14 protein-coding genes are annotated in these 26148 nt (G+C 39.5%); all 14 read right to left on the bottom strand.

The genetic code is table 11. The features are described 5' to 3' along the window. Positions 1-18 precede the first annotated feature (18 nt). The 14 genes from CWB80_RS09960 to CWB80_RS09895 all read right to left on the bottom strand — a co-directional run bounded on the left by CWB80_RS09960 (position 19) and on the right by CWB80_RS09895 (position 26115). Entirely contained in the window at positions 19-693 is a 675-nt protein-coding gene (locus tag CWB80_RS09960; RefSeq protein WP_138600865.1) for a hypothetical protein, read from the bottom strand. Next, a complete protein-coding gene (locus CWB80_RS09955; protein WP_138600867.1) occupies positions 693-3695 on the bottom strand; it encodes an ATP-binding protein in 3003 nt (1000 codons plus the stop codon). Before CWB80_RS09955 ends, CWB80_RS09960 begins: the two co-directional genes overlap by 1 nt. Before the next feature lie 28 nt (positions 3696-3723). Continuing rightward, positions 3724-4404: a vWA domain-containing protein gene (locus CWB80_RS09950; protein WP_063704307.1), complete on the bottom strand. Its 681-nt coding sequence runs from the start codon at positions 4402-4404 to the stop codon at positions 3724-3726. Positions 4405-4731: 327 nt separating this feature from the next. Beyond that, positions 4732-6099 carry an McrC family protein gene (locus CWB80_RS09945; RefSeq protein WP_212751212.1) on the bottom strand — a complete coding sequence of 456 codons (1368 nt, stop codon included), beginning with the start codon at positions 6097-6099 and terminating at the stop codon, positions 4732-4734. Between the two features lie 10 nt (positions 6100-6109). After that, positions 6110-8215, bottom strand: coding sequence for a DUF8426 domain-containing protein (locus CWB80_RS09940; protein WP_249362560.1), 2106 nt, complete (start codon positions 8213-8215; stop codon positions 6110-6112). Between the two features lie 78 nt (positions 8216-8293). Beyond that, entirely contained in the window at positions 8294-8716 is a 423-nt protein-coding gene (locus CWB80_RS09935) for a hypothetical protein (protein WP_138600869.1), read from the bottom strand. Positions 8717-8924: 208 nt separating this feature from the next. Further along, on the bottom strand, positions 8925-11744 hold the full coding sequence (locus CWB80_RS09930; protein WP_138600871.1) for a DEAD/DEAH box helicase: 2820 nt from the start codon (positions 11742-11744) through the stop codon (positions 8925-8927). Continuing rightward, positions 11734-13413: a tetratricopeptide repeat protein gene (locus CWB80_RS09925; protein ID WP_138600873.1), complete on the bottom strand. Its 1680-nt coding sequence runs from the start codon at positions 13411-13413 to the stop codon at positions 11734-11736. Before CWB80_RS09925 ends, CWB80_RS09930 begins: the two co-directional genes overlap by 11 nt. A 356-nt stretch (positions 13414-13769) precedes the next feature. Further along, positions 13770-16817, bottom strand: coding sequence for a DEAD/DEAH box helicase (locus CWB80_RS09920; protein WP_138600875.1), 3048 nt, complete (start codon positions 16815-16817; stop codon positions 13770-13772). A gap of 22 nt (positions 16818-16839) precedes the next feature. Beyond that, positions 16840-18021, bottom strand: coding sequence for a restriction endonuclease subunit S (locus tag CWB80_RS09915; protein ID WP_138600877.1), 1182 nt, complete (start codon positions 18019-18021; stop codon positions 16840-16842). Between the two features lie 2 nt (positions 18022-18023). Next, on the bottom strand, positions 18024-19604 hold the full coding sequence (locus CWB80_RS09910) for a type I restriction-modification system subunit M (protein ID WP_138600879.1): 1581 nt from the start codon (positions 19602-19604) through the stop codon (positions 18024-18026). A 200-nt stretch (positions 19605-19804) separates the two neighbouring features. Next, positions 19805-21373 carry a GTPase family protein gene (locus CWB80_RS09905; protein ID WP_138600881.1) on the bottom strand — a complete coding sequence of 523 codons (1569 nt, stop codon included), beginning with the start codon at positions 21371-21373 and terminating at the stop codon, positions 19805-19807. Then, a complete protein-coding gene (locus CWB80_RS09900) occupies positions 21360-22457 on the bottom strand; it encodes a YcjF family protein (protein WP_138600883.1) in 1098 nt (365 codons plus the stop codon). The genes CWB80_RS09905 and CWB80_RS09900 overlap by 14 nt, the downstream gene beginning before the upstream one ends. Before the next feature lie 205 nt (positions 22458-22662). Further along, entirely contained in the window at positions 22663-26115 is a 3453-nt protein-coding gene (locus CWB80_RS09895; RefSeq protein ID WP_249362558.1) for a DEAD/DEAH box helicase family protein, read from the bottom strand. Between the last annotated feature and the right edge of the window lie 33 nt (positions 26116-26148).

Here is a 26148-nt window from a genome sequence, read left to right as displayed (position 1 = left end):
TTAAATTATACCCCTTAGCTAGGCTGAGTTTTTCTTGGCATCAGCAAAAAACTGCTCAACTTCTTTAACTGTCATAGATTCTCCAAGGTAGCTTTCAAGTACATCATAGATTTTTTCGTGTTCACTAAATGGAAGTTTTCCTTTATTGAAGTCTTCCAGCTTAGGAGCTACTTTCTCTGACTCAAATATGTCCAAGAGAGGCTTGAACTGTTCAGGCTGAAGATTCATATTTACACCTGATAACCAGAACGAATCCGGGATTTCGACTTGATACTTGTCACTAATACCTTTCATTGCTATTGCAGTACCAAGAGCGCCGTACTTCAACTTATCTTCATCACGAAGTGAAGGATTTGACTTAAGTTCGATATCATTCCGAAGATGATCGATATACTCCTGATATGAATCAAAGTTATCTGACTTAACTCCGTTCATTGAAGCTTGTTCAGCTCGCATACCCAGGTCGTACAAATCATCTTCTTTGTGATCCTCTGTAAAAATCCCCCAGGCTTTAGCCACAAGGTCTACGGCTGTAAACACTTTTTCTGCAATCGGCAAACCAACCTGAATTGCATTAATAATGACTTTTCCTGTGGTTGCAAGACCACTACCAAGTGACGAACATGCCGCACCAATGGCACTACAAACAGAGGAACCAATAGATACAGCAGCATTTACTAACGGACCTAACATTACATTTTTCTCCTATATGAACTATTCAAATTCAATCGTGCAAATAAAAAGCTTTCTTTTTGAAGCAAGCAATTAACCGTAGAATCAAGCCTAGATCGCCAATGCTGAGTTGACTCATCGTGTCCTTGTACTGGCGGGTAAATATGAAAAAGAATATGGTTGATAACGATTTCCGTACTCCCAGTAAGTTCAATTCCCTCTTTTATAGATTGAGTTAACTTCTCCTTATTGGATTCACTTTGCTCTAGCAAAAACTTCTCCCAGCAGAAAAACAGATCCGTCTCCAGAGAGAATTTAAGTAAATCGCTAACCTGTGTTGTGCTAATCGAACTTAGTCCAGAATGGCTTAACATTGGCAGTAGCCTTCGACTGGTAGGCAATTGGCAGAACTCGATAAACCTATCCCTAATCACTTTTTCAACCTTATTTAGTGGAAGGTCCGCTTGAGTTACCAACGCTGGTTCTACCTTAACTTGAACCTGTACAGCTTTTTGCCACCCCTGGCTAAACACAACGCAATGCCCTACATCCAACCTTGAAAGATACGTCTTCTGATCTTTTTCAAGAGCTATTGTGTTACCAATTGCATCCTTATCGTCTTGGGCAAACAACTTATGAACTATCTTGGTATTTGTGCTCTTCAATACTTCGGGTGTTAACTTGCTCGGTATCTGATCAACAATTATCAAGCCCTCTCCGTACTTTCTGATTTCAGCCAGCATGTCAGCAAACATTTCTACTGCCTGTTTTTTATTATTACTTTCTGACGGTTCCGGGTGAGCAAGCAAGCGGTGAGCTTCCTCAATAAGAGTCAAATGCCTAAAGCCAGGATTTATTCTATGCTCATTCTTCAAGGCTTGAACCATATTGGTCATGATAAAAGCCATAATCAGAGACTTCTCTGCTCCATTACGGATCTCTTCAAGCTCAATAACCACTCTTCGTTTTAATAGTGCCGCAAAATCGATAGAACGCAGGGTATTGAATATTTGCTTCTTAGAGCCGACCAACAAACCCTGCAGACGAGCTTTTATGGAGCCTATATAGTCATCCCGCAACCTAGTATCAAAGCCCTGCTCTTCAATGACGTCTTTACTTGCTTCCAACAAGTCCTGTATGATAGGGAAGGGATAAACATTTTCAGCAAAGGGATTCGGGAACTCTGGATGTCGGGACGTCGTCAAATTCCACCCCATCTTTTCGTAACAGCGATAAATAGCAGCTTCCAGAACTTGTGGTATAGCTGCTTCCATGTCGAAAGAAGCGGCAAAACTAGCCTTTAGAATATCGACTCGGGCCGAAATTGACTCACCGGGCATTAGTTCAAGTGGATTCAATCTAAATGCCCCAAGATCATCTCGTCCCGGTGTAAAAATCAGAAGATCATCAAACTCTTCCATCAATGTTCGGTATTCAGTCTTCGCCGGCTCTATGACCAAAAATGGAAGCTTGGCTTCTCTAAGGAGATGATGACAAGTAGTCGTTTTACCACTTCCCGTAACACCGGCAATAAACATATGCTTGTTCAGCTCTGAAATATTCAGGCTTACATCATTATTAGGGATACTTCTGCCGTCTTGGACAAGTTCCCCTAAAACTAGTTTACTACCTTCATCAACTTGAGGTGGGTTCAAACCGAAGTTCACTTCTTCATTTAAAGCGATACCCGCCACTTCTTTCTGAGGCAATCCAGCGATAAGGGATAGTTCACGAGGAGAACAATACGTTCCCATGATAACTCTATCTCTTTCAACCAAACGGGACTTTAGGTGATGAAAAAGATAGCCATTTGGCTCTTTCTGCCGGTTATTCAGTTCAATAGTTGGTATTTGTAGGTTTCTTAGCTCATTAACAATGGAAGGGTATTCACTAACCGACATAAAGTGTAAAGGGTAACAGTTGCCAGAGTTACCTGAAAAAACTGACATAGCCGTATTACTTAGGGTTAATAGCGAATGGTGGCTAGTGGCAAACAACGAGATCCCTGAGATAAACCCTCCTCGACTGCGCCCGTAGTCAATTCTAGGCAATAAGACCTCATCAATATATGTGAGCCATTGCTGCGCTTTTCGATTGTGTATTTCTGTTGAAACTGTCTGGCTCTTCCCAGAGTTAACTGATATACCTTTATTTAATCCCTTGCTTTCGGATAAATTACTACCCCAGGATTCACCACTATTAGTCGACTTTGACTTACCTACAGACCCTGTATCCGATACACTTCCAGAGCTTGTAGCCTTACTCGTACCTGACGTTTCTGAATCACTTTCACCGTTATTCTTTGAATAGTTATAACCTTTAGACTTCGTAATACTGTCACCAAGATTGCGGCCTTCTCCACTATTTTTTCCTTGTTGATATGACATCTTAGAAAGGGGGGCAAATAGCGCATAACCTTGATGAACGATCTGTTCCAGCTCTAGCAGTTTCTCATGCGACATCGCTGATGCAGTTATAGCAAGGCAAAATTCTTGACCCAACATCACATCAACGAGCCTATCCATACCTTGGAAAAAATTGTTTTCGCCCTGCTCCTGGTTACCAACGGCCCCCTGCAAAACACCAACATGCTTAAATCTTTCAAGTTTACTCAGTAACTCATGCTTCTCATCAACTTGATGAAGTTTGCTACCTCTAAAGTTCCCTTCAAAAACCGGCTTAAGAATGGAGTCAGCTATATTTTTTACACTTAAAGCCGGAGGCTTGTGTTGGTGGCTCCGAGCGATACCAAGATAAAGATCAACACCAGAAGAACTACCATGTAAAAGGTACACAAGGCTGGCTCCAGAAAAACGAATACTGCTGTAAACATTTTCAAGAGCTTCCCTCCGAGGTTCCTCAGAAAAGTGAGTCAGACTATCTATCTTGTAAAACTGATATTCACTCTCTGCCAAGTTGCTGGATACAACTAATTTTTTAGCAACTTTTACTGGAGTTGCAACATTGTCCAGTGCTTTCAGTAACTCTGCAGTTTTTACTGGTGCGATCAAATCTTGGTTCATGCCATTTCCTGTTTATTGTCAACAGTTCTTAGAACAACTCATCGTCTTCATATTCAGTCGCCTTCTGCTCAGCTTGAGCTGAAACGTTGACTACTTTATTCGGATTCTGTGACTTGCTTCGAGCAGTAACTGACATGGTGATATAACGGAAGCTATCCCTAATATCTGATGCGTTATCAGGTGTAAATAGTGGATACTCACAACCTTCAATAAACCGGTTTAAAACAGAGCGCTCAGCACCGTCTCCTATAGCTACAGCCATACGATCACACTTAGAAGATCGGCCTTCCTGAATAAATTCATTTAATGGGCTTTCCCAGTCATCAGTTGGCCCTCCATCTGATACAAGTACAATGGTTGGCCGATATGCTCGAGAAGGAGTCACTTCTTTGTCCTCAATCATCGCCTTGGCCATCTTCAATGCCGTTCCCATTGGAGTGGCACCATTTACAGACAAATCCTCCCATTCAATGTCAGTTGCTGACGTGTAAGGAGTGTGCAACTTTACTTCTGCACCAAAAGTAATTACAGAAAGTTGAATTTCAATTTCCGAGGTTTCTGAGGAAGAAAAGCTAGTGATCATCTCTCGAACAGCTTTGTTCAATTGATCAATAGGTGCTCCACTCATGCTATAACTAATATCCAGCAACAAAACCACAGGAATCGGCTTCGCTGTTGGTGCAACAAATTTACTCGGGTCGAATGTCATGAAATCACCTTTAAAATTAAATAGTTAAATTGTAAGTTGAGAGATATATAATTTAAGATTCTCTAAAAAGTCCAATTTCTCAATGTTGAGAATTGCATTTCGTTCTAATAAAAGATAAATGTAATGAATACTGTTAAATATTTTCTACAAAGAAAACTTATTGGAAATATACTAAACACTTTTAGTGAAAAAGGAGGATTACAAGCTTGCAAACGAGGTAAGAAAATCCATTTTATTTGCAGTTGAAACTCCGTATCAACTTGGTTTTGTTCTCTATTTTTGGATTGTAACAGAGTATTGAATGATTGCTAGATAAGAAATAAGTATTTAAAGTAATCTCTCTCTATTACACGAAGCCTCTATTTGGTTAAAAATGAATTCTAAATCAATGCGGTTTTGCGCACTTTTATCTAGATCAAAAGGAACAACGTAAAGTTTCAAGTGTTCATCAAGCTTAAATGGTTTTTCTATGACTTTTGTAAAGCCTGTTCTATCGTCGCCTTGTTTAGGGTAAATCAGCACCAGAGTGCCTTTACTCCCTAAGTATTTATGGCCATAAGCAAACATTTGATAAAAGTCTGATTGTGAAAGGCCGTATTTATCAGACCCGTTTTTCTTAGCTTGATCGAGCAACTTCCATTTAGTGTCTAAAATACACACCAATTTGTCTCTTTTTGAAAATGCTATATCTGGCTTTAGCCTAAACCATCCTTGATTATCATGAGTTACTAATGTTTTAGATTGGGATTGACTTTTAAGTGAATAACCACTAGCTAAACGCCGGCTTAAGTAATCTGCTACGTAACTTTCAAACAACGCTTCCATTGGAAACAACAATGAATAAGCAGCATGCGCGCCTTTCATTGCTTGAGGTGAATGGCCCTCTAATATCAATTTAGTCCAATTGAGAGGAGCCTCATAATGTTGCATACCCCGTTGAAGCTTAATACTATCAAAGTCTTTCTTATGATCTGAACTCACAGGGATCTCATTAAAAGCAAACAGCAGCTCTTGCGCTAACTTTTTACTTTTCATCACTTTGGTATAAGCAACGACGGATTTAAGCGCTGCATGAATCAAGCGGTTTTCAGCTCTGTCAGTAATATAAGCATCGTATTCAACAAAAAACTTATGTCGATTTATAAAGTTGTGTTTAAGCTGCTGACTTTGCAGCAGCTTACCTTTTAGAAAGTGACAGTTATCTTGCTCACGAACATAGTCACTTTTTATACCCTTTTTGACCAAAGCGTTCACTGTACTTAAAAACTGAGCAATGAAAACTTCTAGCAATGGCATTTTTTGTTTTCGAATACTCGCCACTTCAGTTTGAATATGGCGAAATTGCTTAAGTGCTTTAAGCATCATCAACAAAGAGTCTTGCGCATCAGAAAAAGACGCTTCTTCATCATTCGCCTTAGCTACTTTTGGCAGTACTTCTATTTGCGTACCATCAGGACAAAGTACAACGCCTGCATAATTTTGAACTTGCAGAACTTCCATACCCTGAAAAATTTTCAGCTTTAAAAAGCGCGACTCAGATTCATCACATAAACAACACGCTTTGAGGTATTTAAATGCATCAAACGAGATCTCTTTAACTTTCTCATTATGGGCCGCCTTATTATCTGCGCTCAACAGCCCATACTCAAACACTTGATGATGAATGATTTTTACGCGCTTAACTCCTTTTAACATATCGTCAAAACTAACCTTCTTGTTGCGATTTGAACTTCTTCACATCGTACATACCAATATAGGTTAATGCTTCATCCCATATTTCATTGTCATAACTGATTAGTTCAAAGCTTTGCACTTTTTCGCCGTCAGCTAAATCATGATTATTCCCAAACAAGCTCTCAAAGTCTGCGCTTGTATGCCCAATAAGTTGATATGTTCTACTGCTCTGCTCTTTCTGGTTGTCACCTAAAACTAGACGGATCTTTTCCCAATCTTCAAAGAAGTACTCTGCCAACAAAGGAATTATTTTATTTTGGAAACAATTCTTTAGCTCTGTAACCGCACTCGAGTAGTGATTATCAGTGACATGCTTAACTACAGGCATTAAAAAAGCATGGCCCAGCTGATGCTCTCTATCATACAAAGCAGTGATGCGTTTATTTAAAGTCGAGAGTAAAGCAACTAAATCAATCTCTTTTTCATCGATTTTAATTACATATGGAGCATTGGCTTCATCTCTTAAAGCTTGGTAATCAGGCATCATTTCAACAAAATCAAAGCGACGTCTTAGCGCGGTATCCATCATTGCTAATGAGCGGTCAGCTGTATTCATTGTTCCAATAATGTACACATTATTTGGTACACCAAACTCATCCCCTGTAACTGGTAAAGTCAGTTTAATTTCTTCTTCATTGCCAATCCGCTTTGATTCTTCGATGAGCGTAATTAACTCACCAAAGATCTTTGAAATATTTCCGCGATTAATTTCATCGATTATTAGCACGTAATTATCTACTTCATTTGACTGCTTTTTTTTGTATTGCGCTATTTCAACACCATTTTTTTCTAAGTGCTCAAATACTTTTGCCGGTGTTAATCTTCTTAATGGGTAAAAAGTAGATAAATTAAAGCTCGTATTTCCATTGAGTTCTTTAAAGTCTACATTGATACCTTTTGCCAACCATTTTATTGGCAAGTGGTGTCTGTAATCATTATCGCTCGGTAACCCTTGCTCTTGGTACTGATAATCACCAGTGATAACACCTACAGCTTCAATAGAGGTTTTACTATTAATACATAAAACAAGCTCGCCAACTTCTGCAGTATTTGAAAAATATTCCAGTGTATTCTTAGCGTTTTTTCCTAAGCCTTCATGGTAATCATTCAATCCTTCTTCACTTAAATCACCAGTATGAGCCCAACCTATAGCACCCAGGTTGTTTTCTAAGCAATAGGTTTTATTAGGGTTTGAATGCGCGCCACCAATCGAGAGCTTCCAAACTTTTCCTTTTAAATTAAAAGTATCGTTGACTTCAATAGCTGCGTTACTAGCATCACTACAGATTTGCTTAAAAATACCATTTTGCTTGTTATACGAAATACCATGTTTTTCATCAGTGTCTGCACTAATTCCTTCAACAAATTCCTCATAACCGTAGCTTTGATGAAATGTAACAAAGCGAATGCGCTTAGCATTTATTAATTCATCATATCGCATCTTTAAATCCTTTCGACTTTTCCAAGTAAACTCAGGATGAGCCGCTTTTACCGCAGCCTCAATGGTATAGTAGGTTTTACCCGTTCCTGGTGGTCCGTATAGAATCTGATTTAATGCAGTACCATTCATTACATTAGTCCTTGTATTGTTTTTGTAGATTTCATCGACACTGACCTCTTCATCATAATCTCTTGGCCAATGGCCCTCTCCAATCAGCGAGTTAGTTTTAAAAAAGGTAGTTAAGTTATTTAATTCTTCGGTTAGACGCCGAGCGTTTAAGTTTAAGTCATCTGCTAGTTTGATTTTTATACTCTTTTCTCTACCATAACGTTTTGGGAACCTAACTATTAGGTTTTTCTCAAAAACCTCAAACTGCCCTGCAACCTTTCCCGTTTGATTACCAATTTCCTTATGTCCGAACCTAAGCGCAGAACGAATATGATTAACATGATAAAAATCAAACCTTAAAGAGCTTTCACTAATCACTCTTATAGCATCGTTTAAAGCTGGTAAATTGATATTTCTCTTGTTCAAAAACGAGTTGAATGACTCATAAGCAAGACATCTTTTTATCCAAGGGAATTGTTCGAAACTCTCTAATAAACTTTTTTCAGACTGCGAATTATGCAAATCCATTTTTTTTCCTTAAATCAGTTCACGATAGTCTTTCTATTCATGACCATTGCGAACATTTTACAACTTGAAAGACGAAGATTATTTACTAACCAAATAAAATTCTTCACTATCCACTTCATCTATTGCACAGCACGTCGCGAGAAAGCCTTGACTACCAACACAAGCTTTCAAAACATTTGAATATTCTGTAAAGCACTGTGGAAAATTTAAAGACAGCTCTAAACTATAAACCCGATAGGCAAGTATCATATTTAACTTCTTACCTTTTGCCTCAGCATATTGTTCAACATCAGCTAAGCTAGAAAATACTTCATAGCCTTCTGAACAGTAAGATAAACAATAAAGCAAATCGTCGTAACCAAGCTCAACCATCGTCGCCGATTCTAGAATATGAATAAACTGGTTGATGAGTTTCTCGTTAAAACGATTTGCATACCGAGCTTCGATTTCAAAGCGTGCGCTTACTTTCTCTAATTCAGTTAGACGTATATACTCTCTCACATCATACCCTTTGATAATCTTGTACTAAGCATTTCAAACTAATTAAATACCTAAACACCTGTGTAATCCTCAGAGCCAATTGTAAAAACTGCGCAATGCAATTTTTAATTTTATTGGCTATCAGTATTGACTTAAAATGGAGAGTCAATTTGTAACCAAATTAAAAAACTCAAACTGACTTATCTCGAAGCTTGATTACTATTAAAACTTACTCAAACACAGCTGCGGCCAAGGGGTAAACTCCATCTGGATGTAATAAGCTATTTGACTTGCTTTCCAACAAATCTGAGCTAACTTTTTCACTTTGTTCAAATAGAGCTTTAGTGTCAAAAGTAATATCAGAGCTATGTGAAATTGACTCAGACTTAAGCCAGTCACTGAATACTTGAGAGTTGATAAGCGGCTTTTTATTTTGTTCGATATAAGCAGCAACTAACTCTTGTCGTTGACGGATCCCTGTGGCGTTTTGCCACCTTAAATAAGAGCAAACTAATGCGCCATTCAAGCTTTCACCATTAACAATAGCAGTCGATAGACCACCAAATTCATAAGACTTTGCTTTGTTTAGCAAGAACTTGAAAATAAAATTATCAAGGTCCATCATTTCACAATTTTCTCGTTTCGCATGTAATTTACGATCGAATGTGACTTCCCACCTTGTTTTTCTAACTCCAAGTTCAATTGTTAAATCTTCAGGTATTTTGATATGCCAAACGAGGTCTTTATGTGTTTTTTCAACAATTTCAATACCAAGGTAAATAAACATACCTTTTGCAAACGACTTAACATGTTCAGATGTAATATTTAATTCTTCTTTCGCTTCATTTGGATTAAATCCAGCAGCATGCTCAAAAAGCTCTCTCTGCATACTGGCTGCATTTTTAGCCTTTTGTAATGCATCTTCAATACGTTCTGTTGTTCTAGTTATACCTTCACCAATTGAATCAGATAAAATACCTTCAACATCAATAAGATCAGCAAACTCACCTAAGATTTCGTCTCCTAGCCTTTCATTAAATTCACCACTAACAGTAGCTAAATCTCCAACAACTTGCTCAATACGCTCTTGCATTAACTCCATGATCTGGTCATCCATTGACTCTGGTGAGTACAAGTTAAATACGACTACCCGATTTTTTTGCCCATACCTGTATAAACGACCTATACGCTGAACAAGTCTCATAGGGTTCCAAGGCAAATCATAATTAACCATAATATGACATTTATCTTGAAGGTTGATACCTTCACCACCAGCCTCAGTAGATATTAAAAACTGCCCGCCACTTTCAAAGTTGTTAATCGAAACTCTTCTATCTTGATGCTTCATTGAGCCATTTATTAGGTCAACGCAACCAATTCCAAATTGGTTTTCTAAAGCGTGTTTTATGTACTCTTGAGTTGACTTGTACTCAGTAAAAATAAGCACTTTTTCATTTGGATTTTTAGCAAGAATATTGGGTATTAAGGTGTCAGCGAATTGTTTTATTTTCAAATCGTTCTTCAAAACTTCTTCACTTTCGGCAATTAGAATATCTAACTGCTCAAGCTCACCAGCAAAGAACTCTTTTGCTTTGCCATTTTGTGACAATAGTTCTTCTGATTCACCGTAAAAACGCTCATCTTCAACAAAAAAGTCTTCAGAATCTATAATTGCGACAGACTCTTCTATTAATCTACGCTTCCTATTTTTTAGTGCTTTATTGATTGCCTTTGCGCTTGATGCTGCAAGCTTACGATAAACAGTCATTACAAAGCCTATCGCATTACCTGTTTGGCCTAATTCACTCGCTGTTAAATAGCCTTTGCGTAAATATGACTGCAGTGAATCGTCAAAAGCTCTCATCGCATTATCATACGGTACTTTAATTGCTTTGGTTGTCTTACCCTTGAAGATAAAGTTACCAGCCAAATCTGTAACATCAGACTTGTTATTCCTGATCATCATTTCAGATAAAATTTCTGGGTTGAGTGCTAAAGTCTCAATCTCGCTCTTACGCTCTGGGTCCAACAACATCAATAAACTTTGAAACTTATCTGATTTACCTTGGTGAGGTGTCGCACTCAGCAGCACCATCGCTTTTGTTTTACTTCTCAATAGATTCGCAAGCTGAAAGCGATTTGAAACATCATATTTTAAGCCATATTGCCTGCGACTTAAGCGGTGTGCCTCATCAAATATAACCAGATCCCAATGCTCTGCTCTTAACAACTTCTCAAGATGACGCTCTTCTTTGAACCTATCGATTGAGCCAATAACGTGTTTATACATGCCCCATTCACGTTCTTCTTCAATCTGGAAATTATCGCCGTACACTCTAAAGTCACTTAAAGCAAACTTATGATGTAACTCTTCTTTCCATTGCGCAGTAAGGCCTGCAGGAGTAATAAGTAGTACTCTATCGGCTTGCCCTCTTTGCTCCAGCGCTTTTAGTAGCATGCCTGTTTCTATGGTTTTCCCTAAACCCACATCATCGGCAATCAACCAATTAAGGTGCCCTGATGCAAGAATATGATGCACTAAATGAACTTGATGAGGTAAAGGATCAATATCTAACCTAGATAATGACCCTGTATTTTCGTTCCAGTTTTCAATTGCATGGGCAAGTACCTTAAGCCTAAATTTTTCTGGCGACGTTTCATCACCAAAGTCTCTTTTACTAAACCGATGCTTTACACCTTTGATCCAAGCAAGCCTTTCAAAAGGTAACCAACGCGATGCGCCTAACTCAGAAAAATGAACCAATACTTGATCAAAACCAGCTACTGAGCGTGTCTTCAAAACGAGCCCTTCTCCTAATGACTTATCAGCTTTTGAAGCCGGCTTATGCTGCACCTCCATACCTGGCATGAAACCCGAAGACACAGACGAGAGGGGCACATCAGTTCGGTCAAACTCTGTATTCTTCCACGCCACCTTAAGAGTAATACCGTTTAATCCATCTTTAACACCAATAACAAGGCCCGCCCCTCGAATACTATGTTTGACCCAACAACCAACAACTGCTTTTATTTTTCTATTATTTTTCAAAATATTTTCCTCTTTCACTCTCTGGGGTTGTTGAGCGCCAGTACTCAAATAAGTATTCGAGCGTGTATTTGTCTGATATATAGTCAATTTTGGGGGCATGAAGAGAGAGTAAGTCTAGTCCTAGTTCTCTTAAATGACTCATCTCGTCACTATGTGGAAGCTGTAACCAGTTTAAATCTGCTTGTTCGTATTCACCTGTTCCATAAAACCCATGATTGAATTCTGGTATATTGCGTTCATGTAATCTGTAGTTAAACAAGTATTTAGCGAACGCCGGAAAGCACTTTCTTAAAACACCATGGCTAAACCAAAGCTCAAACTCATGCTCAAGAAAATCATATACCTCCTCGAGTTCAGGTATCGACTCAAAAACTCGCAGTAGTCTAAGCGCCTGGCTCCAACTGCAATGACGACAGGTCGCATCGGTTGATTCACCAGGCCCATATGCACGACTGAATGTGATCCAATATCTTGATGATTGCAGCCACAATGTTTTAATTTCAAATGCTAATTGCAGCTCTTCAAAAGTGGCACCCGCATTCACCTCACGTTCCAAGGCTGTCTTGATATTGCTCCAACCTCTCGAAGTAAACACTTCTGTGAAAAATGCTAAAGTGCTTTTATCCCAATTAACTGAATCAACAAACTCAACCGCAACTAACTTTGCTCGCGCTTCGGGTTTTAATGTATCGGCTAAAACACCTCTTTCTTCTTCTGCTTCATCACATTCGTCAAGTGCATCATCCCATAAGTCATAAAAACTTAATTCATTAGCTGACTCGTTCTCTTCAAATGACGAGACCTCAAAGTCATCAAAATAGTCTTCTTCTATTTGTTGTTCAGATACAGACTCAAAATCATTATCAAACCAATCAAAATCACTGGTTGCTATGTCGTTTTCTTCGGTCCCATCAAGCTCTTCTTTGGCTAGTGGCAAACTTTTCAATTGTGTGTCACTTTGCTCGGTCGAATTGGATGACCCTTCATCGGCTTGCGAATGCTGCTTATTGTCTTGCTTTGACGTTACAGAAGTAATGGTGTCAGCATCATTTTGCAGCTCTAGCTTAGTCGGTTCACTAGGCTCAGAGCTAACAGGTGTCGATATGCTACCTTTGGTGCTATATACACCAGCTTGCTCACTATGAGCAGCAACCTGCGTTTGGCAAGCAACATCAGGTTTAAATGTGTCTTGGAAAGCACGTTCAGACTTAGGTTTGTTGTTATCTAGTGCATGTTTAAATTTGTTTTTAACAACAATTTTTGACTTTTCATCATGATCTTTTGGCTGAGGTTTAGGCTTTGTTTTTAAACTTAATGTTTTTCTGGGTGCAGGAGTCTCAACCAAAGGTTCGTCAAAACTGTACTCTTCTTCGCTTAGTTCGAGCAATTGCGCATCTAGATAGTCGAAATCGCTATCGGTAGGTAAATCCACTTGTGTACTTTGTAGATTTAGCAAGGTTTGTGTGTATTTACGAGCAACATCTAGCTGGCCGAGTTGTTTATATAAGTTAATTAAACTATTCAGTATCAACTCTGAATGAGTGTGTAACTCAAGAGCTTCTTGCAACAGTATAATTGCCTTTTGGTTTTCACCTTTATCAACTTTTTCGGCAACTTGCTTAAGCAGCGCCCTCTCTGCATGTGATTTATCTAACGTAAAATCAGCCATACGCACTCCCTGTTTGAAAGCAGAGTGTGAGCATCTTATGATTTTTAAATTTCGATAAATCGTACATCAAACAACCTTGTTATTTTTGCCAGAATCAACGACTCTGAGCACAGTTCTTCCCTTATTCCAATATGCCGAGTGTGCTGGAAGCAACTTTGCCAACTGTAATGCAGTTATGCCAATCTGAATTTGCATGTTCAATCCTTATCTTCTTATACAGTTTCCATACTAACTGAGTAGGTTCTCTATTAGTTTTTCTCAAGCTTGAGAGGTTGTCTTTGTGCCAAATCAACTCTACTTCAAACAGCCCTAAGGAAGTGATTGATTCTACTAACCTCTATTAAGACTTACCGAAACTATGGTGAAACAAAAACTTTCAACTCAATATCATTATCATGCGCCGTAGCTAGCCAACTATTTAATAATTGAAAAGCTTGCAAGGTTTCGCCATTCGCCTCTGAACCTAACTTTAATTGCCGCTCAAAATGGTTGGCAGAAAAGCTATTGGCAGCAACTATCCAAATTTCCTTTTTTACTGCTGTTGAGCGTCTTCTCATTGCAACGGTATCCCACAGCTCATTTAGCTTTTCTAATCTTTCCTGTTCATTTTGAGCCACGAAAGTAGCACCTTGGAAAATTCTAATTCTTTCAGCGATATTTTGTGCTGCTTCTGGAGCTGGCCAAGCTGTATGTAGCCTATTCCAATTTGAAGGCTTCAGTTCAGCATCGCTACTGATTAGCATTTCGATATTCTTTATGGCTTGAGACCCTACTTCAGCAAGTGCTCCTGCCGATGAACGCGGGTTTATTGAACTACCACATTTAACATGAACGAATGCTAACTTGTTTTTTGACGATACTATAAAGTCAGCAGGCTCGGTTCCCATATCCGTGTTAATTAGCAAGTTTGCATCAGGTATGTAGGGAGAAAATGGACCTAGTTCGCTTTTTGTTGGGTTGTCTAAACCATTAGCTTTTAACTGATCCACTAAATAGAAAATCGAATCACCGCTAAAGCCTCCATCAACAACCTGATGAGCACCATTTTGATATCCTTTCTCATCTAAGTTTGCGCCAGCAAGAGACTCTAGCCCGATAACAACATTTGCAAGGTTAGAAGCACCTAATTCAAAGCTATCAGCCACAGGAAGCGTTAATTGATAGAACTTACCATTTGAATAACTAATTCCATTCGCTAAAAGTGCTTTATGTAAGTGCTCGTTGAGAAAGTCTGTTATGTCTTGGTGTTCTCCACCTGCAAGTGAATATAGTATTTCCGCTTCTGGTGTAATTTCTAAATAAGGCTCCTCTTGCTTAAAGTTGACTAAGACTTTGCTTTCCTCAACACCATCTACAAGTAAAGCGCCGTTATCATAAATTAAATACAAAAACGAATTATCGAGTGTATATTCACTCCCTGCTATAAAAATACTTATCGGAGACTCAAACTCTGTTAAATCAAAAATCAGGCTGTGAGCTTCAAAATGTTCATCAACAGATATTGGCTTTGCATATGAATGTACTAAGGCATTCTGTATATTAATATTTGCAGATATGACACTATCAATGTCTGTAAGCCAATCATTAAGATCAGCCAAAGTAAACGATGACTCTTTTTGATCTGAGATTCGCCCAGAGTCTGCACCTACATAATAACTACCTTTCTTTTTATTGTATTGGTCATAGGTATCACAACGCATTGTAGCTAATCGATATGACGCATTGGCTTGCATATCAGCCATTTGCTCTAAATCTTTCCCTTTTACCGCGATGCTTTCAGGACGTTTTCTAGCAGAGCTAATTGATTTACTACTCGCTTCTTTCGTTGAGGCTGATTCACCTAATGACATTACCTTAAGCAGTTTATCTAGAGGTACCGCAGAGCCAAGTTTTAAATCTTTCTCACCATTAAATCTGCGACCTCGGCTATCATAAATTGCAACAACGTTGTTCGAGAGCTGTTTATACAACGTTATTTCAAGTGAAGGCTCAAAGAAAAACTGGTCAGTTAAAAACCGAGATTTATTAAATGCGATTGATATAACACCATGAATACCAGTTTCAGTCGCAAATATTCTCGCAAGTTCACCAGCATTATTACATCGCCAATATAGATGATCAGATAAAAGCTGAACGCTGAATCCCTGCGACTGATTCAAAAAACAAATTGATGCTGTTGGGATATTAAGAGAACTTTCCGGCTCGAAGGTATTAAGATCAAACTTACTTACAAAGCGGTTTCCATAGTAACTCACATCAGGAAATGCCTCTAGGTAACGCTCAATCAACTTATTACTGTCTAATGATGCTATGAATTTTTTAACTGATTCAGCGCTATCTAGTGAACGATCAAATTTTCTGTAGTTTTGCCACATTTGGCTATTTGCATCGCTTTCAATCTCCAAGATTTTAGGTTCAACATCACCGTACAGACGAACTACTCTTCCGATGGTTTGTACTAGTTCCCGACCACTATTAACTGCATAGGCCAAAAGCAATAACTTTGCTTCGGGAATATCGACCCCTTCATCCAGTTTCCTCTGGTGAATAATGACTTGGTAATCAGAACCTTTAAGGTTCGCTGGCACGGAAACCTTTACATTATCTCGGTCATCTTTAGTAAATTGTTCATGTATTGCTAATACTGAAAAGTCATCGTTTAACAAATCGTAATAGCGATTAATATCTTCGAACTTTTCACATTTGATAATGCACTTTGTGCCATCATTAGCCTCTAAGAAGTCTGTGATTTTCCCACTTAACTCAGCTAAAGTAATTGACTCAAAAGTTGGTTCTTTTAAAACACCATCTGTAAGCGCTCTTTCAAAGGTATAAATATAACTAGCGTCTTCGGTAACATCGAATTGGTACAAATCATTCCTGTAAGGAGTCGCTGTTATAACGACTTTATGAGCGTTAATACCACGTACCAAGGTGCTCCATACTGGAGATGGTTCGGCGTGCCCCTCATCAATAATAATAAGATCAATATTTTGCTTTAACAGCTCTAGCTGAGCATTATCGAAAGTTTGTAGCTTCTGGAATGTTGAAACGTACACGCCGCTTTTTGATGTATCGTTCACATCACTATAAACAGTCTTTAGTTTGATAACCTCACCTTCAACACGATCACTAAAGAACTTTCCATTTATTTCTTTAAAAAGTTGATCACACACAGCACGTCGGTGACATAAAACCAGCACCCGCTTTTGGGTTGCTTTGTGAGAGACAATACTAATTACACCCGATTTACCTGCACCTGTTGGCAAGCTAATAAGGCAAGAGTTAGCGTTTTCATTTAAAGGCTTTTTTAAGTAACTTAACGCCGTTTGAATACTTTCTTGCTGGCAGTATCTCAGACTTTGCCACAACTCTTCATTAACGATAAAACCACTTACATTCATTAAAACGTCCTTGTTGTTTTTCTTATAATTCGCCAACGAAAGCTTTTTGGCTTAGCGAATTGAAGCTCAATAGAGACAGGTCATTACTGTTTTTATTTTTAGCTTTAGTGCTCTGCTGTTTTAGAGCAATAGATGCAAATTTTTCTTGCATTTCAATTGGTGGGACTGGCACTGACAAATTATTAATAACATCACTGCTCAAGTTATCTGCTGTAGTTCCCCTTACTGTTCCTAGTAAAAACTGAGAAAATGCTTTTAAACAAAACAACAGATAATGCGAATTTAAATCTGCACGACATGAAAAGGCTTTCATGTCCTGATTAATGCTCACGGGCTTTGTTGTTAAAGCTAACGGAACTGTATGTTTTAATACTCCACTTCGAACAACCATCAAAACCGAATCTGTATCAATCAATTTTGTAGAGGAGCCTTTTATAGCTTCGCTTGTAATTTTGTCTTTACTAGAGCTGATATATAGCGACTTCATATCTTTTGGTGAAACCCAAGGAATATCGCCTCCCCAAAAACTATCATTGCTTTTGGAAGGAGTTCCTCCTCCCTTAATATTGCACAATTGTTTTAAAGGCTTAACTTCCCAGCCCATAGGGTTGGTTACAGGGTCGCCGAACATATCTAGAAAGACGCTGCGGAGGAAGTCGTCGGCGAGGTCGATGGCTTGTTGGCGTTTGCGGCGCACGTTGTCGGCTTTATCTAAAATCGCGGCAATACGTTTTTGTTTTTCGAGTGGTGGAACTTCGACATCTAACTTTGCTAAGTTCCCCCTTGAAATTCGTTGCCTAGTTGTTCCAGTCACAAATTTTAAAATCTGATTATTAAAACGTTCAGAGTTAATCAAATGCATTAACCAACGGCTGTCAATTTCATCCGAAGCTGGTCTAACAATACAAATGTCAACAACTGTTACACACTTGGTATTTAACTCTGGAAAAATACACGCTCTGCCTATAGGGTCAGGCATTCTAGCAATCAATATATCTCCTTCTTCAAGATACGTGCATTTTAATTCTTCAGCTTTCTCACTAGTCATAAACCTGTTAGATTTATCAATAAAAGTGCCCACACCAATATCAGCTAACTGTATTAGCCTAACATCACCATTTGGATTTTGATCTTTACTTTCTACCCAGTCACCATCAGAAAAAACTCCGTTAGCGGTAACTAAATCTTTGAATTTTTTCATCATGCTCAAAGCATACCCTCAAGTTCTTTTAAGTCGGCCAAGATTTCATTTTCCAGCGACACTAACTTACCTAATATTTCTTTTGGTGGATCGTACTGCTCTTCTTCATAAACCACCTCTTTATAGCGGTTTATTGAAAGGTCATATTTATTCGCAGCAATCTCGTCTTTACTCACCCAAAACGCTTTTTGGGTTTTATCATTGCTATCGCTGTCAGCTACTGCTTTATCACGGACTTTAAATTGCGCGACTAAATCTGGCAGATCGTTATCTTTAATCGGTGTGCGTTTATCATCTAGCGAGAAGCCATCGGCCTGTACGTCATAAAACCAAACATGATCTGTACTGCCGCCTTTGGTAAAAATTAGTATCGCGGTTGATACACCAGCGTAGGGTTTAAACACCCCACTTGGCAGTGACACTACGGCCTCTAGCTGGTTGTTTTCAACTAGTAATTGGCGCAGTTGTTGGTGCGCTTTTGATGAGCCAAATAATACGCCATCGGGTACGATGGTGGCGGTGCGGCCACCAATTTTTAGCATGCGCTCAATGAGCGCGACAAATAGCAGCTCGGTTTTTTTGGTTTTTACTTTACGTAAAATCTCAGGGCAGACGTCTTCTTCGTCTAGGCTGCCTTTAAATGGCGGGTTAGCGAGAATAATATCAAAGCCTTCTTTGGCTTCAGTTGCAAAGCGCTCTTTAAAACTTTGGCTTAGGGTATCTTGGTAATGAATATCGGGCTGTTTAATGCCGTGCATCACTAAGTTCATTGCTGCTACGCGTAGCATGGTGGCGTCAAAGTCAAAGCCGTGGAACATATCGGTGTCAATGTGCGCTCTGTCTTCAGGCTCGATTAAATCGCCTGAATAAAGAAGGTTCTCAATTTGCTTACCGTCGCTATCGAGCAAGGGGTTGCCGTCGGCGTCAAACATGGGCTCGCGCTCAATGCCTTCTTTGGAGGTGTACTTTTCCAACAGATATTCATAAGAAACCGACAAGAAGCCACCTGTGCCTGTAGATGGGTCGCAAATACGGCTGGTTTTATCTGGGTCCATCATCTCGACCATGGCACGAATAATATGGCGCGGGGTGCGGAACTGGCCATTAATACCTGCCGTGGTCAGTTTACTGAGTAGATACTCGTACAAATCGCCTTTTGTGTCTGAATCTTCAAGTGGCAGTGAATTAACCATTTCAACTGCACGCACCAGCAATGATTGCTTTTGGATCATCAATTGCGCGTCTTTCATAAACTCGTTGAAAATTGCACCTTCGGTTGACTCGCAGTCTGATGTTTTTGAGAAATACGGAAACAGCTCGTCTTTTACCAATTTATAAAGCTCTTCGGCGCCTAAATGGCGGAAGTTTTGCCAGCGTAAATGTTGTTCGTTATCGTCAAAACGGCGGTTAAATGGCTTTTTAGTACGGGCAGCGCGGCGCTCGTCTGCTTGCTCGTTCATATCGAGCATACGGGCATACATTAAAAACGTGATTTGCTCTACTACGGTAAGCGGGTTGGTAATACCGCCTGTCCAAAATTCTTCCCAAAGTTTATCTATTTTGCTTTTTAACTGACCCGTGATCATGGTATTCCTCATTGCCTGTTGGCAAATTTATATCTAATTCTGTTAATTTGGAGCCGCTATACGACTCACTCTGTATAAGTGCGGTTGTATTACACTTGTTTGTCTATCGTACTTTTTTAATAAATAGTTAATTGTCCAAGAAGCTACTGCTGTAAAAGAGTCAAATCAAATGCTCTGCTCCATTGATTGGCAAAAATATACTAGCGAAACTTTTCCGATACCCCTTTTTTGGCTGAGTTTATTGCTCGCCCAAATTGTTTACTAATTGGCACGCCACGCTCCATCGCTTCAATGCGCTGCCTATTTCTCTGTACATTATTTGCTTCAGCAATGCTGTCGATCAGTGTTTGTTGTAACCTCTCAACACCAAAATGAGGTTTATCTAGCGCAATAGACAGCGGCAAAGTCACATCTGGTTGCAAAAGGTTCTGATTAAAGTCGAGTGCTTGACCAATGATCTTAGTTTTCTCACATGTAGGTGCCTCGATTTCATAAGGCGGCGACCATTCATTAACAGGCTTGAGCATATCAACTTGGTTTACTACTAAGATTACTTTGGGCTTCTTCCTAGAGATGTTACTAAGGCTCGTATAAAACTCATCAAATTTCGCTTTCAACTGCTTATCAAGAGCACGCGCTGATTGGTTCGCTTTTAACACCCATACAATCACATCTGCTTGAACCATCTCATCAAGCATTCCCTGTTGTGTTTTCTCTTCTCCATCAAGCCCTTGTAGGTCGACCATCGTAACATCATTGTCATCAACGTACGTACTGTATGTGGTGGTACTATCAGTGGATGGAAGTACATCGACTTCGGCTACTAATGCATCTTTTAAAACATTTATTAAAGACGATTTTCCGCTGCTGGTTTGGCCAACTGTTACCACACGGATTGGTTCTAACTCACTGGCGAGTCGTTCTGTATCAGCCTGTGACGCATCAGAAGCTTTCAGATCGCTCTCTTCAATGCTGAAACGGCCACTGTACAAGTCAATGGCAACGGCAGCGACTTCATCAAGAAAGGCCGTTTTAGCAGCTAATTGTATATCATCAACCAAACCTTTGGTTAAAGAGCGACCGGTTTGTTCATTGGCGATATCAATCGCGACTTTCATTGGGTTGGTGTATGTCTGTCTTGCACGATTCACCCAAATAGCCACTTTGAATAGCTTCAGTCCTATCTCACCGTGCTTTTCATACGCATCGTAGCCCGCCTTAATATAAGAAACTTTAAGATACTCGACACCAGGAATGTAGGTTGTGATGACCGTTTTATATCTTCGGCTCACCTCTTCAAACAGCTTTAACCCCTCTGGAATCGAAAAGTCAAATGGCTCCTTGCCAAACCGAGTCGCCACTACACCCAACACATCTAACGCTGCTTTATCAAGATCGCCCCATTCGAGGTCAGACTCCAGGCGCTGTCTCACTAATTGCTTTGATTCATTCCAAACGGTGTGCTCTGTCTTTGACCAATCATCTGAGGCTTTCACCAAGCCGTCATCTATCCGCTTTAAATTCTCTCCTACATTACCATGTACAAGCTTTTTCCTTCTGCCATTGAGCACATAGAGAGGTAACATCACTGACAGTGAGCTTACTGCAATTGCTATTGACAGCTCTAACAAATAATCGTGCTTTGCTGCCAATACAACACCAAAACCCATAGTGATGAGGACTGGGAAAATAGTACTGATTACGAGTAAAGCCCAACGACCACTGGAGAGATCAAGCAATAGACGAAATAGGTTTTTAATCGCTTTCATAACCAGAGGCCACTTTTCCTTTCTTCATTGCGTCACGATAGAGATCTTGCATCTCTTGTTCAGAAACCTCTTCACCTCGGCTTTTGTGGTAAAAATAATAACAAGCTACTCGACCTAAACCATAAGTAGTACCAAAGCTCATCGCTGCAGCACCTAATGCTCCAACGGTTTGCCCCCAAACTGGCACGAATTTAACTAACTGCCTAGCTCCGAGCTTAACGCTATATTGAATCGCAAAGCTGCTGCCTAAAGTTCCTATGAGCTCACTAAAGGTCTGCATGTTCCATTCAACCTCATATTGGTTCGCTAAGCTATGGAGCATTTTGGCTTGAATAGCCGGCACAGATACAAGCCCAACCCCAGGGAACAAATCGCTTGTCGAGGCGCTCCCGCAATACCATAGAACCTCGTTTTTTAGCTTATCAAAATTTTTACTTTCCTTGGCCGAGTGCTCTTTATCTTCAACCATGACATTGATAATCGGCAATATGCTCGCAAGTTTATCGATCAGTAAATCGTAGTTATAAATCGAGCCATCATCGGCTTCGAAATCAACAATCACCGACTCTACATTCTCATCCCACACATCTTTTATCTTTTGTTGATTAAACGCAACTTGGCGCTCCCGTTCTTTCTCTGATGCAGTTAGCACTGCGGTATTAACAACCAACAATTTTTTTATTTTCTTTTGCTTTTTGATCTTTTTGAGAGCATTAACTACCGCAGATTGCTCTGGCTCATCCACCTTCATCACAATCACAAGCGCATGACAGGTATCACCCAATTTATCTAGATCTTCTTTAGGGTTATAGTCGGCTTCGCCTAGCCCTCGTGTATCCATAAAGCGCATAATTGGGCGTTCTTGGGGGAAGTCGTACTTTGACGCTGTCATGGTGCAAGGCTCAAAACCATTACCCACTTCAACTGATGACAAATTGGTAATGGCCTGAATCAAAGACGACTTGCCTGCACCTGTTTTACCAAGCAGCCACAAGGTAGGTAAGTTCTTGCGCTGAAACTCATGTGCTTTAGTTAAATCGGGGTTCCCGTTTGGATTGAAAAATTCCTTTATTGTTTCGAACATTCCACGCCTTAATATTAAAAATTGAAACAAAAGCCTTTTAATTTGTATTGAATAACAAAACCTGAATCTCTTGATAAATAATTCAAGCTTAGTTTCATTAAATGTCTTTACTATTTTATGGGAAGAACAGTTCGCTGTTCTCTCATCACTTTCTGTCAAATAAAGCTCAAACCTATTCATTGAAAGATATGAGCTACTTCAACGGTTATAACTCTTTATGTATCTCGCTTTTTGAATGTCCTAATTCTACATTAAAGCGGCTAATAAACTCAGCGATAACATCGGCTTGTTGCTCACTAAACACTCCGTCTAGACCAGAATCGTGCACACTAGTAAACGGCGCGTCGTAGAGTTGCTCAATATTAATACTGCCGTATCGAATTAAGTGGTTTTTTAGCATATTAAGAAAGCGTTGCTGTTTGGCATTCATATGGGTGTGCACTTGTTGAATAAAGTTGGTAAAGCTTTTTTCAATTGAGTCTCGGTCCATGCCTACTATGGTGCGCAAAATTGTATCGAGTGTGGCTGTCGATTCTGGGAAGAATTCTTTTAACGTGTTTAAATCAACATTGGGGTTTTGGGTATGTACTAAGGCATTTAGCTTAGCTAAATCGTCTTCACTTACCTGTTCGCCTGCTCGGATTTTTTGTAGCACACCGTCTTTTTCAAATAAGGGGGTAAGGGTTTTCTCAACTTCTTTTTTAAAGATTTGATAATCAATTGATACAATATTAGCGGCACGTTCTTTAATTTGATATTGCGCTGCGTCTTCTTTTATATCCAAGATCATTTCAGGTGTTCTGACTACAACCTCCTTATCTCTTAAATGAATCACAGCCCGCAATGCTTGTCGCGTCTCTTCTAGAGTCGAGTAGCTTAAATCTTGCCAATAACTCTCTTCTAAAATGGCAGCAATATAGGGTGCTTTGCTGCGTACTTCATTGATGTGCATTTGTAGGCTTTCGATTTTTTTCAGCACAGAAGTTTTAGCCAAATCAATTTTGCTTTTATCTGTGTATAGCAGTGTTTGCATTACTGTTATTTCAGTATCAAAACGGTAAGCCTCACTTTGCCCCATAATATTGCGCCACTGCATTAACGGTGCGATGGTGTCGTTCAGCATTTGTTTTATTGCGGGTGAGAATTGATTTAACGCCTTAATGTCTTTGCATTGCTCAACTATTTGCCAATTATCGCGCACTGCAATGGTGTTCATATCAAGCGCACCAATGTCTTGGTGAATCAAATTAATCACGGCTTCAAAGGTAGCCATGTCTGCTTTTTTAAGCGCACTTTCGGCTAACGTTAAACGCGCTTCGAAAAGCTTTTGAGTAAGCGATTTTGATTGAGATGGATCGATTTCTTCTGGGTCTTCATCAAAGTAACTAAAGTTTTCCCAATGATCAAAAATTAAGAAGTGTGATTTATCCATGCCAGGACCATATAAGTCTTTGCATAAACGCGTACCACGGCCAATCATTTGCCAAAATTTAACCTTTGATTTGATTGGTTTTGCAAATACAAGATTAACAACTTCAGGTACATCGATGCCCGTATCAAGCATGTCTACCGATACGGCAATACGCACACTGCCTTCTTCGGTTGATTTAAAGTCATCAATGAGCTCATCTGCTCGCTCATATTTAGAGTGAATAACGCGGCAAAAATTACTACCCAGTTGCGGATAGAGTTCGCCAAACAGGGTGGCCAATAACTCGGCATGCGCTATGTTACGGGCAAAGATAATAGACTTTCCTGGTAACTGGCCGTCGTTATCTCTTAGGCCTTTTTCCATTAAATTGCGAAGAATAACTCGGTTAGTGTCTTTATTTTTAACTGCCTCATCAACTTGCTTTGCATCAAAGTCTATTTCGTTAGGATCAATACCCTGCTCTTCTAACTCGGCTATTTGTTCATCAGTGAGTTTGTCGGCTTTAATGCCTTCGCGTAAAAACTTGGTGGTAAAACTCACAATTTTGTAAGGCACGAGATTTTCATCAGCAATGGCTTGCTCAAGTGGGTAATTTGCCGTTGGCATTTTGTAATCACACTCAAACATATTACAGGTAGAACGCGACACCATTTCAACAGGTGTTGCAGTTAAGCCTACTTCGAGCGCATCAAAGTATTTAAAAATATCGCCGTAGATATTATAAATAGAACGGTGTGATTCATCGGCGACAATTAGGTCAAAGTAACCAACATCATAGCTTTGGAATATTCGCATCATACCCGGGTAAGTTGCAATGAATACGCGAGCGTTGCTAGCCAGTTCTTTTTTGCTTTTACCCACCACATAAAGAGGCTCTTTGGTATGCTCGTTAAATGCGTTGGCGGCTTGTTTACGTAGCTCTTTACGGTCACATAAAAAGAGAACGCGTTTAGCATAACCTGCATCTAGCAGGCGCTTTGCCAATGCAATTGAAACACGAGTTTTACCCGTACCAGTGGCTTGTACAACTAAGGCTTTACGATGTGTTTGCAGGCGCTCGCACACACGGGTAATGCTTTCGATTTGGTAATCTCGACCTGCGACATTTATATCGATAGGCGTAGCTGCTAGGTCTTTTTTAAGATTGCGCTGTTTAATTAAGTACTGCAAGCTGTCTTTTGAGTAGTATCCGTATAAGCTTCTTGGTTGTTGATTTTGCGCATCGTCTAGTATTTTAATGTCGTAACCATTTGAATAAAAAATAATGGGGCGCTGGCCGTATTGCTTTTCAAGCGCATCTGCATAAATAACTGCTTGCTGGCGGCCTTTTTCAATGTTTTCGCGCGCGGCTTTTGCTTCAATTACTGCCAGTGGCTTGCCATCGTCATCGAGCAGCACATAATCTGCATAACCAATACCCGACGCGGTTGGTTGGTCGCTTACTTGCAGTTCTTTTACTACTTCGTCTGTATTTGATTTATCAAGTGATACATTCCACCCTGCTGCACGTAAGTCCATGTCGATTATGCGTGCACGAGTTTCTGCTTCATTAAAATCAAAGCTTGAGGTGATGTGTTTATTACGCGCTTGTATGGCAGAGAGTTTATCCTGATCAATCGCTTGTTTTAGCTTGGCCGCTTCAATTTGTGCTTGCTGCTGCGCTTTTTGCGATGCCTCTAATTCTTCTAATGCAAGTTTTAAGCGTTTTTCATTTTCAGCAAGCTGTTTTTTAAGTTGCTTATTCTTTTTAGCAAACTCTTTATCGCTTTGTTCATGAGTTTGTATTTGAGTCGGTGCTGTAAACTCTGGACATTCACTTTGTTGACCTTTTGCGAATGCCATAAATAAATAACTGGCAACAAAATAACTTTCTTTTAAGATCCAAATTGCTTGCTGCTGACTCACTTTTCCTTCATGTGCTGCTTGGTTACCACTTTTTCGAATCGCATGTAATTTTTCTATGATTAAATTGGGAACAGCTGAAGTAAATGCATCAGCTGTTAGCTTATCGAAGATATTCGAATTAGCGTATACAGGGAGTTTTAATTCTTTGTAAAAATACCCGACTACTCTTTCAGCAAAACAGCGCATTTTCACCAATGCACTTTGCGGATCGCTGATAGCATACTCTTCAGCAAATGCTGCAAGTTGGTGTAATTCAGGCCATCGTTGTTTGATATGTTCAAAGTTCATTGAGTGTTTCATTGTTGCTAATTCCTTTTTCATACTACTTGCTTGTACTATTTTTATACTTTTACA

The organism is Pseudoalteromonas sp. S1650 (assembly GCF_005887195.1).
Lineage (GTDB): Bacteria > Pseudomonadota > Gammaproteobacteria > Enterobacterales > Alteromonadaceae > Pseudoalteromonas > Pseudoalteromonas simplex.
Note: the sequence above shows the minus strand (reverse complement) of the source record. Positions and strands in the feature narration are given on the sequence as shown.

Excerpts from the sequence above, each read along its gene's own strand:
- CWB80_RS09950 (WP_063704307.1), bottom strand. The coding sequence starts at position 4,404 with ATGACATTCGACCCGAGTAAATTTGTTGCACCAACAGCGAAGCCGATT.
- CWB80_RS09900 (WP_138600883.1), bottom strand. The coding sequence starts at position 22,457 with ATGTTCGAAACAATAAAGGAATTTTTCAATCCAAACGGGAACCCCGAT.
- CWB80_RS09945 (WP_212751212.1), bottom strand. The coding sequence starts at position 6,099 with ATGTTAAAAGGAGTTAAGCGCGTAAAAATCATTCATCATCAAGTGTTT.
- CWB80_RS09955 (WP_138600867.1), bottom strand. The coding sequence starts at position 3,695 with ATGAACCAAGATTTGATCGCACCAGTAAAAACTGCAGAGTTACTGAAA.
- CWB80_RS09940 (WP_249362560.1), bottom strand. The coding sequence starts at position 8,215 with ATGGATTTGCATAATTCGCAGTCTGAAAAAAGTTTATTAGAGAGTTTC.
- CWB80_RS09925 (WP_138600873.1), bottom strand. The coding sequence starts at position 13,413 with ATGGCTGATTTTACGTTAGATAAATCACATGCAGAGAGGGCGCTGCTT.
- CWB80_RS09905 (WP_138600881.1), bottom strand. The coding sequence starts at position 21,373 with ATGAAAGCGATTAAAAACCTATTTCGTCTATTGCTTGATCTCTCCAGT.
- CWB80_RS09895 (WP_249362558.1), bottom strand. The coding sequence starts at position 26,115 with ATGAAAAAGGAATTAGCAACAATGAAACACTCAATGAACTTTGAACAT.
- CWB80_RS09910 (WP_138600879.1), bottom strand. The coding sequence starts at position 19,604 with ATGATCACGGGTCAGTTAAAAAGCAAAATAGATAAACTTTGGGAAGAA.
- CWB80_RS09915 (WP_138600877.1), bottom strand. The coding sequence starts at position 18,021 with ATGATGAAAAAATTCAAAGATTTAGTTACCGCTAACGGAGTTTTTTCT.
- CWB80_RS09960 (WP_138600865.1), bottom strand. The coding sequence starts at position 693 with ATGTTAGGTCCGTTAGTAAATGCTGCTGTATCTATTGGTTCCTCTGTT.
- CWB80_RS09920 (WP_138600875.1), bottom strand. The coding sequence starts at position 16,817 with ATGAATGTAAGTGGTTTTATCGTTAATGAAGAGTTGTGGCAAAGTCTG.